Source organism: Prevotella sp. AGR2160 (assembly GCF_000424185.1).
Lineage (GTDB): Bacteria > Bacteroidota > Bacteroidia > Bacteroidales > Bacteroidaceae > Prevotella.
This window is the reverse complement of record NZ_AUJK01000001.1, coordinates 233,597-247,426: the sequence shown is the minus strand read 5'-3', so window position 1 is coordinate 247,426 and position 13,830 is coordinate 233,597. Positions and strand designations below refer to the sequence as shown.

Genomic DNA, 13,830 nt, shown 5'->3' with positions numbered 1-13,830 from the left:
CCTCACCCCCACCCCCTCCCCCAAGGGGAGGGGAGACCCCGCCCCTAACGGGGACGGGGCGACAATTACCGAGACACGCCCTTCCTATGTTCCCAGGCAGGGCCTTCCGTTGGGTGCTTGCGCTTTGCAAGCGCAAGGAAGCGCAAATAAAGCGCAAAGGAGGCGCAGAAGAAGCGCAAGGAAGCGCAGTGGCCCTTAGTACTTTGAAATGTTATCCAGCCGTTCCAAGGCCGCCTCGGGAGCCTTGGCGGTGACACACTGCCACAGTGCCTGAAACGACGGGAAGGCCATGGACGGCCGGAAGTCGCCGCTCTGCATATAGTCCAGCAATGTGTTGTGGAAGGCACGCCCCTCAGGCCACTGCGCCGCCGCCTTCAGATCGGCCATACAGACGAGCAGACGGCCCTGTCCAACGCGGAACTCCATGACGAGTCCAAGGCGATGGTTCCGCTCGATGTTGTCGATCACCTGTACCAGTGGCCTGTAGCCCCTCGGCATCCCGTCAAGGATCAGTGGCCGTGAGTGCTTCACCACGGCCCACCACTGCCAGTTGGTATGTTCCTCCGTGGGGAAGTCACGGAACAGCGGCAGTGTGGGGTCGGTGAGGATACCGAGGGTACCCGGCGACACGGTCTTGTGGTTGTTCTCACAGATTGTCTTGAACATGCGGTAGTTCCAATAATCCGTCATAAACAGTCCGCCAAAGGTATGTCCCTTCAAGGTCGTCGTATCGGGTGTCCACAGTACTTTTGCGCCTTTCTCCAACCGTCGGATCGTAGCGGCATCCATCACCGATGTTTCGATGACCTCCTTCGCCTTCACCATCTTCTTCGGATAGACCCATATCGGATAGCGGTTATGCCAGGGCGTGTCGAGGATAGAAAGGTCGATCTCCCTCCGTACGGGCAGCTCTTGTGGCCGTCCTAACTGGCGACTTGCGCTTGCAAAGCGCAAGCACAGAACGGCACGCCATTCGTGAACATCAGGGCGCCCACAAGGGGGGACCTCTATCAACCCCTCTCCCTCCGGAATCTGAAAATCCTCGTGTGTGCCATCCATCGTCACTCTCAGCGTCTTCCCCGCCAGACTGCTGCCGCCGTAATTGGCGATGAGCACATGAGCCTTGAGCGTGTCTCCCTCTTCATAACAGTAGGACGGCATGGCCAGCATCGGTACCACGGGACTGCACGTCATGCGCCACTCCTCAGGCGTGACGAAGCCCTTTGAGTCCATAAAGGCATCAAGCATCCCGACATAGGCACTGCCTTGCCCGGGATAATCCTGGAGGTCAAGCAACTGGAATCCCGCCATGTCACGGGTTCTCAAGTCCATCTCCATGTCCGCCTTGTAAAGCTCATAAGCCCACCGCCCACTGGCATGGTGGAAGGCCTCCGCTTGATCGCCCATACCGGCCGCTTCAAGCCGGCGACGGAACGTCATGAGGTTATAGGGTAGGAGGACGCCGGTATATTTGTCAATCTCACGGTAGTCGGGATAACTCTGAAACTGGCCCGTCTCATGACTGATCACGGGGATCGTGACGGTGCTGCAGGCCTGCTGGAAATCCATCTCCGTATTCGGTCGGCAGTGGTTAATGAGGCCTCCCTCATAGGCATCGGCGAAAGAGAAACTGCCACGGGTATGGGTCGTATAGGTCCCCCATTGCTCGCCACCGATGCGGCAGGTCGTGAGATAGTCCATGCCCTCTTTCGCGCCTTGATAACCGAGGTAGTAGTTGCTGCCGAAAGTATAATAGATACGGGGATCGATCTTACGGAACTCTTCCACGAAATGGCGCATCTCGTCAATACTGCCCCAAAGCTCATTGCCCAGGGCCATCATCACGAAACTGGGATGATGGCCATACGTCCGGAGGATATTCTTACCCTCTTTCATCAGAAAGGCCATCAGTACGGTATCCTTGGCGTTGAAGTCGCCCCAAAACGGCAGCTCAGGCTGGAGGTAGAAGCCCATACTGTCGGCCACTGCAAAGCAGGCCTCGGGAGGACACCAGGAATGGAAGCGGACATGATTGAGCCCATAGGCCTTACACGTCTCGAAATACCGGCGCCACGACGCCTTGTCCATCGGACAATGGCCCGTCAGCGGCCATACGCAGGCATCATGACGGCCACGGAGGAAGATCTCATGACCATCGGCATAGAAGTGCTGTCCGCGGATCTCAAATCGGCCCTTGTAGGGACATGATTCATCATGTTCCGCCAATTTGGAATTAGGACGGCCACAAGGGTCGCACCCTAACCCCCAACGGAGGGAAATCTCCCCGATGATCCCGTTCCAGTTTGTCTGTGTATCCTCACAGAGCATGTGACTGGAGGCATAGAGCTGCTCCGGGATGCCACTGCCGTTGTCCACACGGATCATCAGCACATGACGGCCTGGACGCAAAGGCCCCAGATCATGAACTTGTGGCGTAGAGAGATCATTACAATAGGAGATACTGTCACCATCAACGAATACCGTTGCCGGTTTCGTCCGTTCGAGATAGAGCCATACATGCGCTTTGCGCCAGTCCTGATGCCGCGGGATGATGATCTCCCGCCGATACCAGGCCGGACCGCGGTAGCTGTAGCGGGGCGTGAGATGGGTGGTCTCCGTAGTGACAGACGCCGGAATGCCCTTCCCGTTTTCCGCCATTGTCCCCGGCAGAACGACGGTCTCCGTGAAACCTTTCTCGAAAGAGGTGGTGAACTGCCACGTGCCACGGAGGTCGAGCGACCCTGCCGCGCCCCCGTCAGCACGTGCAATGATTGCCGTCAATAACAACAATCCTGTTAAGAGGAAGTCTTTGTTGTAGTGTAGTATCTGTTTCATCTGTTACTCTGTCTTTGTTGTTGAATGGCCTGCCCTCGTGTGCTGGCGCTTTGCAAGCGCAAGGTCGCGCTTATGTCCCTACAGTTTGTGCAAAAATACAAAAAATATTTGGCTGTAAAGAAATTTAGGGGTAACTTTGCGGCAAGGATAGCTCAAAAAAACGAAAATGCTTCACCATCACGACAATTATACTTATCTGACGACGGCACCGATACGCCGTGTCATCCCCACCATGGCCATACCGACGATCATCAGCATGCTCGTCACCAGCCTGTATAACATCGCCGACACGTTCTTTGTGGGACGTATCAACACGCAGGCCACGGCAGCCATCGGCGTCGTCTTCTCCCTGATGTTCTTCATCCAGGCCTTCGGCTTCTTCTTCGGACACGGCTCGGGCAACTATATCTCCCGTGAACTGGGAGCTCGACGCCACGGTAACGCGGAGAAGATGGCGGCCACGGGCTTCGTCCTCTCCTTTCTCACGGGGATCCTTTTCCTCATCGCCGGACTGGTCTTCCTCCGGCCGCTGTCACTCCTCCTCGGATCGACACAGAGCATCCTGCCCTATACGATGGAGTATCTCGGTATCATCCTCCTCGGCACACCGTTCCTCACCTCCTCACTGACGCTTAACAACCAACTGCGTCTGCAGGGCAATGCCGCCTATGCCATGGTGGGCATCGTCACGGGGGCCGTCCTCAACGTCGGCCTCGACCCGTTGCTGATCTTCAGCTGCGGTCTCGGCATCCGCGGTGCCGCCATTGCCACGGTCATCGGACAGGTGGTGAGTTGCGTGATCCTCTTCTTCATGACGCGCCACGGTGGGAGCATCGCCATCCGGTTCCGTAATTTCACGCCGTCATGGGCAGCCTTCCGTGAGATTTTCTACGGTGGCAGTCCGTCGCTGAACCGCCAGGGGATGATGTGCATCTCCGTCATGCTCCTCAACCATGCCGCCGGGGCCTACGGGGATGCTGCCATCGCCGGTATGTCGATCGTCAACCGTGTGACGATGATGATCATGGCCTTTGTCATCGGACTGGGACAGGGCTTCCAACCCGTCTGCGGCTTCTGTTACGGGGCACGCCTCTACGACCGTCTGAGGGCCGCCTATTGGTTCACCGTCCGTGTGGGCCTCGTCTTCCTCCTCTGTTGTTCCGTGGCCGGCTGGCTGTGCTCGTCGGATGTCATCCAAATCTTCCGCAACGACCACGCCGTCATCGCCGTGGGTACCGTGGCCCTGCGCTTGCAGTTGTCGACGATCCCACTCAACATCATCTCCATGAGCGGAAACATGCTCACGCAGACGTGCCGTAAGCCCTTGGCAGCGAACATTCTTGCCGCGGCGCGCAACGGTCTTTTCTTCATCCCCCTGATTCTCCTCCTCCCCCGTCTCTTCGCTCTTCAGGGTGTGGAGATGTGCCAGAGCATCAGTGACATCTGCGCCTGTACCCTATCACTGCCGATCATTCTGCATACACTAAGAAGCCTGCAGTAGGGACATGATAAATCATGTCCTTACTTCCTCAATATCAGCCTCAGACTCTGTTTGTAGTTGAAATAGCTCCACATCCAGTTCAGCAGGACGATGAACTTGTTCTTCACACCGAGGATACTGCGGAGATGGACCACAAGCCAGAGAAGCCAGGCAAAGAGGCCACCGAACTTCACCTTACCGATCTGTGCCACGGCACACTTACGACCAATCGTCGCCATCGTTCCGAGATTCTTATAACTGAACACGGTCAACTCCTCATCCGTCAGCGGATGGTCGGCGGCATCCATCTTCTGGATATTCTTCGCTACATTTACGGCTTGTTGCATGGCCACCTGGGCCAACTGCGGATGACCGAGCTTGTAGTCGGGATCTCCTTCGATGAGACTCTGATCGCCGATGCAGAACACGTTGCCTTTCATGCCTTTCACGCGGTTGTAGCGGTCACAGAGCAACCGTCCGGCATGGCCGACAGCCTCCTCGGGGACGCCGCCGATGGTGTTCGCACGGACACCACTGACCCAGATGACACAACGGGAAGGAAGGGTCTTGAGCTCTCCCGTCTCACTATTGCGCGCCGTAACCGTGTTGTCCTTATAGTCGATGACACGCCAGCCAAAACGCACGTGGACATTCATCTTCCGAAGGTCCTCATAGGCCTCTTGACTGAGCTTCTCATCCATGGTCTTCAACAGCCGCTGACCGGAGTCGATGAGGTAGATATGGGCGCGGTCCATGAGGTCGGGATAGTCTCGCGGCAGCACATTGGCCTTCATCTCGGCCAGAGCACCGGCGATCTCCACGCCCGAGGGACCGCCGCCGACAATGACGAAGTTGAGGAATTTCTTCCGCGCCTCCGGGTCCTCCTCCGTCTCTGCCCGCTCGAGCTCCATGAGGATCTTGTTGCGCAGCACCATGGCATCCTCCACGGTCTTCATCGGCATGGCATTCTGTTCCACGTCCTTGTTGCCGAAGAAATTCGTAGTGGCTCCCTGCGCCAGCACGAGGTAGTTGTAGTGGATCAGACCCACGGAGGTCTCGATGGCCTGCTCCTCCTCGTCGATACGCTTCACGTCGGCCATACGGAAGAAGAAATGCTTCCGGCCCTGGAACATCCGGCGGAAGGGGAACGCAATATTACTCGGCTCCAGACCGGCAGAGGCCACTTGGTAGATCAGCGGCGGAAACTGGTTGTAGTTGTTCTTATCCACCAGCACCACCTGGTAGTTGGTATGGCGCAGCGCCATGGCCAGTTTCAGACCTCCGGTGCCGCCACCGACAATGACCACTCTCGTGAGTTCGTTTCTTCTGATGTTTGCTCTCATAGTTGCTCGTTTTTATCGATATTGCAAAGGTAATATTTTTCGGGGATATGACCTCTATCTTTCCACAGAAAAAATCATGCCTCCCCGCCCATTCCTGATGGATCAGTGCAGGAAGTGTTTCTTGGCGAACTCCATGTCCTGGACAACTTCAAGGGTGCCTACATAATGGCCCTCGGTGTCACGGACGGCCATGTAATTGACATAGACCGTGCGGCCGTTCTTCTCCATCCATACGGGAACCTCATCACGACGGCCCTCACGGAAGTCGTTGATAATGGCCTGGACCATCGGCTGGATCTTCGGCGGATGACAGGAGAAGACCTTACGGTCGATGGCCATGGACGGGCGTTTGAAGAGTTTCGGACCCTCGTTGAAGAAACGGTTATAGTCATCGGCATCGACAAAACTGATCTCCAGAGGGAGGGTGTTCAACATCGCACGGAGCTGCTCGAGCGTGAAATGACCACCGGGGAGGACAATCTCATCACTTGCTGTGACGGGTTTTGCAGCCGTGTCCGTCTCAGGGGCGGCAGCTGGTGCTTTTTCTGCCTCTTCCCATGTCTCATGTTCCACACGGAGACATACGGGATAGTCCTGGCTGTCATGGTAGATCTGTTGCCACTCGGCATCAGTGAAATGGGCGGCACAGATGGGGAAGAGGATGTTACGCTCCTTGTAGATCATCTCGCGGGCACGCTGGAGGGTGGCGGCAGCCTTCTCTTTCCAGGCACCATCGATCTCCTTGGCTTTGACGAGACGTGCGAGGGCATCACGAATCTCGTCATCGACAGACCACATCACCTGACTGGGGCCCGTGATATCATAGCGCGTGGCCAACAGAGGATAGAGGAGGTCGCCTTTCTTCGCATAGTGGAGGGCGATCTCACGGATTCGCGGCAGGAGATTTTGGATATCACGGCCTTCCTCCAGGGCTTTCTCAGCCTCGAGGATGAGGGGTTTCACAGTATCATTTTCTTGTGTGAATGTGCTGAGGGGATGACCGGGGATAGCGATGAGCTCCTCGGCATGGCTGCGGTTCTCATGGGCCTCACGGACCACTGCCTGTTCGCGTCGCAGACCTTCTTCGGCGGCTTTCTCGGCATTGGCAATCTGTTCCTCACGCGTGTTGCCATGGAAGAGGGCGGAATGTACATCACAAAGTTTCTGGACGTCACGGACGGGCTGTCCTTCGGCGATGAGCTCCTGTTCGGCCTTCATGATATCGGAGGCTTCGACATCCTTGAAATTGGCGACGAAGTCAGCACGGACAGCCTCCAGATCCTCACCGGTACCGAGACGACGGAGGTAACTCTTGAGGAGTTGCATGCGCTCTTCGGAGAGGGAACTCTTGCGGGAGAAGATGTTCGTGATCTTCTTCAACGGACGGATCGACGGTGTGGCGGACTTCGGTGCTGCTGCCTGGTCGACAACTTCGAAACCATGGTCCTCGAGGGCTTTATTGATGGTGCCGAGGTCGATATGTTTCATTTTGGCGCCCTTGGGGATCGTCATCAGCTTGCCTATGGAGTTGACTACGGATTTCTTGCGGATCTCCGTGAAACCGAGGTCGGCCATGATCTCCACGATCTCGGGATACTGGTGGACGAGGGAGAACACGGAGTTGGAGAGGTTGATTTGTTTCTTTTCCATATCTTTCTGTTTTTTCGGCAAAGATACGGTGGAAGACGAGATCCCGTTGGTCACAAATGTTTGATATCTGTGTTTTTTAGGATTGTTTAACCAACGACTCACAATCGGCGCGGGCAATCTTTCCTGTTTTTGTCATCGGAATCTGTTCGACATGGACGATACGCTTGGGTTGCCAGTATTTTGGGAGATGGGCACGACAGATGGCGGCGAGGGCGGCCGTGTCGGGATCCTCAGAGAGGAGGACGACCTGTTCGCCGAACTTTTTGTCGGGAGCTTTCGTGATGGCATAGGGGGCGGAGAGAAGGGGGCGCAGTACCTTCTCCACCTCCTCAATCTGTATCTTGATACCCCCGCTGTCGATGACATTATCCTTACGACCGAGGATGCGGAAGCCACGACCGGGGATGATCTCTGCCCGGTCGTTGGTGACGAGGGGACCATCGTGGACGAGAGGGGCGTCGATGACGAGGCAGCCGTCGTCGTTGAGGCTAACCTTTACGGAGTCGAAGGGCTGATAATATTCACTCGCCGTGGGACCGTTGAGGCGCCGCAGAGCGATATGGGAGAGCGTCTCTGTCATGCCATAGGTGGACCAGACACTATGGGGAAAGTCACGAAGCTGTCGTTGCAGGTCGCCATCGATGGCACCGCCGCCGATAATGAGCTGGTCGATATGTTCCAATCGGGTCCGCTCCGTGGGGATGGAGAGGGAGTTGTAGACTTGAAGGGGGACAAGAGCAGCAAAGGAAGAAGCCTCCTTTGGGGAAATAGCGACTACATGTGGTTCCTCTTTACTGAAATCGTAGAGAGTATATGTGGTATTGTCGCTGAAGGGATGGCCAGTGGGATGTGTGTAGAGGAGTTTGAGGTGGCGCTCGATGGCACGGACGACGACCATCTTACCGGCGATGAAATCCAAGGGCATACAGAGGAGGGCCGTATCGCCGGGCTTCAAGCCGAGGAAGTCACAGGTGATACGGGCACTGTTGAGCATCCGTTGCTTTTCTACGTACATCGGTTTGGGAGTCCCCGTGGAGCCACTAGTGTGGACCAATACGGTGGGGGAGGGACTGCACCACTCCGCAAGAAATTCTTCTAAAGTCATTATTTTGGGGATTTGCAGGGGCCGTCCCTTGTGGCGGCCCGATGCCGGAACGGCATTCCAAACAAGGGTTTATTCCCAGTTCGTTTCGGCGTTCCGCCGACGGGCCGCCACAAGGGACGGCCCCTGCAGTGGGATCATTTCAGCCACAGCTTGTCGCCGCGGAGCTGCAGCACGGCATGGTCCAAGGGAATGTTATCGGTGAAGAGCTGACCGGTGCCGAGGCCCTGGGGCATGGAGATATGGGGGCCGTAGATCTTTGCGGCCAGTTGGGCGATGGCGTTGAGGCCGATGTTACTCTCCAGGGCACTTGTGATCCATGAGCCGATGCCACGGCTACGGGCCAGGGCAATCCATTCCTCCGTGCCCCGCATGCCACCATGGAGGCTGGGTTTGAGAATGATATACTGGGGGCGGATGGTGTCGAGGAGATCCTCTTTCATCATCTTCAGGTTCACGCCGATGAGTTCCTCGTCGAGGGCGATGGGAAGTGGCGTGTTGCGGCACAGTGCCGCCATCTCTTTCCACTGATGCTGACGGATAGGCTGTTCAATAGAGTGGACATCATATTTGGCCAGTTGCTCCAGACGGCTCATGGCATTCTCGGGTGTGAATCCGCCATTGGCATCGACACGCAGTTCGATATCCTCCTTGGAGAAATGCTGGCGGATGAACTGTACGAGGGAGAGCTCACGGTCCCAGTCGATGGCCCCGATCTTCAGTTTGATGCAGTGGAAGCCCGCGTCGAGTTTTGCCTTCATGCGCGCGTACATCTCTTCAAAGGTTCCCATCCATACGAGACCGTTCATCGGTATTCCCTCCTCGCCACGTCCGAAGGGCGTGTGGAAGAAGTCGAGGCTTCCTCCGGCATTCACCTGGGCCATCGCCGTCTCCAAGCCGAAGAGCATGGAGGGGTAGGGACGCAGCAGGTCGAAGGGGATGGAGCCCATAGAGGCTGTCAACTGGCAGAGCTGTGAGAGGGTCTGCCGGTAGGCATCATCGGATCCGAGGGTGTCACAGCTGAGGTCGGGGAGGGTGGCACATTCGCCGATGCCCCGTACGCCGTCTTTCTCAATGGTGACGTAATAGGAGTGACGGGTGGTATAGACGCCGCGGGATGTTCCCGCGGGTTGTTTGAAGTGGAGTATTTTATCAGAGATAGTTATTTGCATAATTGGTATTATCCTTCCCGGAAGAAATCGAGGGCCTCCTTGACCTCTTCCTCACTGATGATCTGGTTGATATGAATATCACCGACGGCGGCGAGGAGGGTGACATTGATCTGTCCGGCTGTATTCTTCTTGTCGTGGTGCATGAGTTCGATGAGCTCGTCGTAGTCATCACAGGTAATGGGCAGTGTGCCATAGTGCTGGCGGATGAAGTCGACGGTCTGCCGCAACTGATCCTGGGGGAAATGGAGACGTGTGGCACTGAGGTAGAGCTCGGGGATGATGCCGAAGGCGACGGCATAACCGTGGAGGATCGCCTGGCGGCCTGTGGCGCTGCCGTCGGCCTTTGTCGTGCGCAGGGAGAAGCTCTCGAAGGCATGTCCGAAGGTATGTCCGAAGTTCAGGGCCTTACGGATATTGAGTTCATGAGGATCTTTCTTGACGATACGTTCCTTCACCTTCACGCTGTCGGCGAGCATGCGGGAGAGCTTTTTCAGATCGGGATGCTCGATGTCGAAGGTCACGAGCTCACTCCACATCTTTTCATTGGCGATGAGGCCGTGCTTGAGCATCTCGGCATAGCCACTGAGGATATTCTCCTCGTCGAGGGTACGCAGGAATTCGGTGTCGAGGATGACGAAACGGGAGTCGTTGAAGACGCCGATCTCATTCTTCAACCCATTGAAGTTGATGCCCGTCTTTCCACCGACACTGGCATCGACCATGGCCAGGAGTGTCGTGGGGATATTGATGAAGTTGATACCGCGCTTAAAGGTAGAGGCCGCGAAGCCGCCGAGGTCGGTGACCATACCACCGCCGAGATTGATGAGCAGGGAGTGACGCGTGGCACCACCGTCGCTCAGGGCCTTCCACACGTGGGAGAGACTCTCCAGGCTCTTGTTGCTGTCGGTGGCGCCAATAGTGATGAGGTGGGCGTCACGCAGGCGGTAGAAGGTCTGCAGGCGTGGCCAGCATTTCTCGCGTGTGGTCTCATCGGTAAGTACGAAGATCTTGTCGTGCTCGCATTCGGAGATAGCTGTCACCAGCTCTTCCTCCAGTTGTTTGGAAATAATGATTCTCTGTGCCATAACATACTCGTTTTGTTTTCGCAAAGATACGGATTTTATTTCAGAAAGGTGAAAAGTGTAAGATTTTTTTTGATTTTTAAAATTAAACGTTTACCTTTGCAGGCCGTCAAAACGATATATATAATAAAGGATTGTAAAGAATAGCAAGATGAAGCGACTTTTTTGGATGTTCCTGTTGACCTTGTCAACCGTTATAGTGTCGGCACAGAATCCCGTTATAACAACCCCTGTGGCCCCTGCCGCTACTGCCTCTCAGCCGAAGACCCTCCTCCTCTCGGGAGAGATCACGGACAAGGACAACAAGGAACCTATTGAACAGGCTACTGTCCAGCTCCTCCTGGCCAAGGACAGCAGTTATGTGGATGGAGCTCTGACGAATGAGAAGGGCCTCTTTGGTATCAACATCGTCAAGCCTGGTGATTATCTCTTGAAGATTACGAGTGTCGGTTATAAACCGGTGTTCCGTCATATCCATATGGCGGAGGGCCATGACCTCGCCATGGGGAATATCGCCCTCCATGCCGATGCTATCATGCTCAAGGGCGCCGTCGTCACGGCACAGGCCCAGAAAGTGGTGCTGAAAGAGGATACGTTTGTCTATAACTCCTCCGCCTTCCGTACCCCCGAAGGTTCTACCATTGAGGAACTCGTGAAGCGTCTCCCCGGTGCCACGGTCTCCGATGATGGTACGATCACTATCAATGGCAAGACCGTGAAGAAGATCCTCGTAGACGGTAAGGAGTTTATGACCGGTGATACGAAGACGGCGCTGAAGAATCTGCCGACCTCTATCATCGACAAGATCAAGGCTTACGATGAGAAGAGTGACGAGGCGAAGGTGACGGGTATCGATGATGGCGAGGAACAGACGGTCCTCGACTTCGGCGTGAAGAAAGGCATGAACAAAGGTATGTTCTCCAACCTCGACCTCGGCATCGGCACTCAGAACCGCTATTCCTGGCGTGGCATGGGTGCCTATTTCAACGACAAGAACCGGTTCATGATCTTCACCAATGCCAATAATGTCAACGACAAAGGGTTCCCCGGTGGTGGCGGCCGTGGCTTCTTCGGTGCCGGCCGTCAGGGGCTCCAGGCAACGAAGATGATTGGTGGCAACTATAACTTCACCAATGGCAAGAAGCTCAACCTCAACCTCAGTCTCCGTTGGAATCATAGTGACGGCGATCTGTTGACGACGACGGCAGCGGAGAATTTCGTCAGTACGACGGGATCGTTCTCCAACAGTCGCCGGCAGAACTTCTCACGCAGTGACTCCTGGGATGGCCGTTTCTGGGGCGAGTGGAAAGCTGACTCGCTGACTGATGTGATGACGCGAGGCAGCGTCTCCTGGGGTACGACCGATGGCCTCACGGACAGTCATAGTGCCTCTTTCAATGAGGATCCCTACAAATACGTGAAGGATGCCCTTGACAAGAACAGTATTCAGGAACTGGCTGAGAAAGCCGTTGCCGTCAATGAGCAGGAGAATGATGATATAAGTTACAGTAAGAGTAACAGTGCCGAGGCTATGGTACAGCTTAGCCGCCGGCTGAGTCGTAAGGGCCGTAACCTCACCGTGCGTGTCAACGGTAACTATGGCAAGACGACAGCCCGTGACCTCCAGCTCAACAATACCTACCTCTATCTCGTGAAGACAGCCCTCGGTGAGGACTCCACTTATATGACGAACCGGTACAACTATACGCCGACGACAAACTACGGCTATGGCTTCCGCGTGATGTACAGTGAGCCTTTGTGGAAGGCAACTTTCCTGCAGCTCAGTTACCGTTTCAACTATAAGTACAGTAAGAGTGACCGGGCGACGTATGACTTCAGTGATATTGCTGCCGGAACCTTCGACGGTCTGAACACTGCCTACCGTTCCTGGGATAGTTATATCAATCGACTGACGAGCCCGTTGTCCGATTATCTCGACAATGATCTCAGTCGTTATTCCGAGTACCGCAACTATATTCACAATATCCGTCTCGTGCTCCGTTTCGTACGCTCGAAATGGAACCTGAATGTCGGTGTGGAGATGACGCCGCAGCGCTCGAAATACATGCAGGACTATCAGGGCATCCATGTTGATACCGTGAGGACCGTGACCAACTGGTCGCCGATGTTCGACTTCCGTTACCGTTTCTCCAAGGTCAGTAACCTGCGCATCAACTACAAGGGCTCTACGGACCAGCCGTCGATCTCTCAGTTGCTCGATATCACCGATGACAGTGACCCGCTGAATATCACGAAGGGTAACCCGGGATTGAAGCCGTCGTATACGCAGAACCTCCGACTCTTCTATAACACCTATGTGCAGCGTCACCAGCGTGCCGTGATGACCTTCCTGAATTTCTCCACGACGAGTAATGCCATATCTAATAGGGTGAGTTACGACGAGACGACGGGCGGACGGACGACGATGCCCGAGAATATCAATGGCAACTGGAACGTGAATGGCGCGTTCATGTTCAATACCGCTATCGATACTGCCGGGGTATGGAACATCAACTCCTTCACGAATGTGAACTATAACCATTATGTGTCCTATCTCGCTCTCAACTCCAAGAGCAGTTCTCAGAAGAATACGACGAAGACGACAACAATTGGTGAGAAACTCGATTTCTCCTATCGTAATGACTGGCTGGAGATTGGTGTCAACGGATCCTTCGACTATACCCATGCCGACAATAAACTGCAGCAGGCCAGCAACTTGAGCACCTGGCAGTTCTCCTATGGTCCTACGGCGACGGTGACGCTACCCTGGGGCATGAGCATCTCCACCGATCTCTCGGAGAACAGCCGCCGCGGATACAGTGATGCCTCGATGAATACGAATGAGCTCGTCTGGAACGCACAGATAGCTCAGAGCATGCTCAAGGGCAAGGCGCTGACCTTCTCCCTGCAGTTCTACGATATCCTCCATAACCAGAGCAATATCTCCCGTACGATCTCTGCCCTGCAGCGCAGTGATGTGGAGTATAACAGTATCAACAGTTACATCATGCTCCATGCCATCTACCGCTTCAACCTCTTCGGTGGCAAGCAGGCCCGCCGACAAGGTCCCGGTGATGGTCCCCGTCCCGATTTCAGCCGTCCGGAGTTCCGTCGTGGCGGCATGGGCGGTCCCGGCGGCGGTCCCGGTGGTCGTCCGATGTTCTGA

The 13,830-nt window shown here is 55.4% G+C and carries 8 protein-coding genes; 2 read left to right on the top strand and 6 right to left on the bottom strand.

Annotated features, from left to right (window positions below; translation table 11 throughout):
* Nucleotides 1-195: 195 nt before the first annotated feature.
* The gene (locus tag G604_RS0101095; protein WP_028908930.1) at nucleotides 196-2,835 is read right to left on the bottom strand and encodes a beta-glycosidase; all 2,640 of its coding nucleotides are present in this window, start codon (nucleotides 2,833-2,835) and stop codon (nucleotides 196-198) included.
* Between the two features lie 166 nt (nucleotides 2,836-3,001).
* Between G604_RS0101095 and G604_RS0101090 the strand changes: the two genes are divergently transcribed.
* Nucleotides 3,002-4,336 (top strand): MATE family efflux transporter, encoded by a 1,335-nt coding sequence (locus tag G604_RS0101090; RefSeq protein WP_028908929.1) that lies wholly within the window; start codon nucleotides 3,002-3,004, stop codon nucleotides 4,334-4,336.
* A gap of 20 nt (nucleotides 4,337-4,356) precedes the next feature.
* On the opposite strand, the gene G604_RS0101085 is transcribed toward G604_RS0101090, so the two are convergent.
* The 5 genes from G604_RS0101085 to aroB all read right to left on the bottom strand — a co-directional run bounded on the left by G604_RS0101085 (nucleotide 4,357) and on the right by aroB (nucleotide 10,667).
* Nucleotides 4,357-5,658 (bottom strand): NAD(P)/FAD-dependent oxidoreductase, encoded by a 1,302-nt coding sequence (locus G604_RS0101085; protein WP_028908928.1) that lies wholly within the window; start codon nucleotides 5,656-5,658, stop codon nucleotides 4,357-4,359.
* Nucleotides 5,659-5,760: 102 nt separating this feature from the next.
* Complete coding sequence (locus tag G604_RS0101080) at nucleotides 5,761-7,308, bottom strand: DUF438 domain-containing protein (protein WP_028908927.1); 1,548 nt, start codon at nucleotides 7,306-7,308, stop codon at nucleotides 5,761-5,763.
* A 76-nt stretch (nucleotides 7,309-7,384) separates the two neighbouring features.
* Nucleotides 7,385-8,413: an AMP-binding protein gene (locus tag G604_RS0101075; protein ID WP_028908926.1), complete on the bottom strand. Its 1,029-nt coding sequence runs from the start codon at nucleotides 8,411-8,413 to the stop codon at nucleotides 7,385-7,387.
* A gap of 134 nt (nucleotides 8,414-8,547) precedes the next feature.
* Nucleotides 8,548-9,585 (bottom strand): o-succinylbenzoate synthase, encoded by a 1,038-nt coding sequence (locus G604_RS0101070; RefSeq protein WP_028908925.1) that lies wholly within the window; start codon nucleotides 9,583-9,585, stop codon nucleotides 8,548-8,550.
* A gap of 5 nt (nucleotides 9,586-9,590) precedes the next feature.
* Complete coding sequence (gene aroB, locus G604_RS0101065) at nucleotides 9,591-10,667, bottom strand: 3-dehydroquinate synthase (RefSeq protein ID WP_028908924.1); 1,077 nt, start codon at nucleotides 10,665-10,667, stop codon at nucleotides 9,591-9,593.
* A gap of 148 nt (nucleotides 10,668-10,815) precedes the next feature.
* Between aroB and G604_RS0101060 the strand changes: the two genes are divergently transcribed.
* Complete coding sequence (locus G604_RS0101060; protein WP_028908923.1) at nucleotides 10,816-13,830, top strand: TonB-dependent receptor; 3,015 nt, start codon at nucleotides 10,816-10,818, stop codon at nucleotides 13,828-13,830.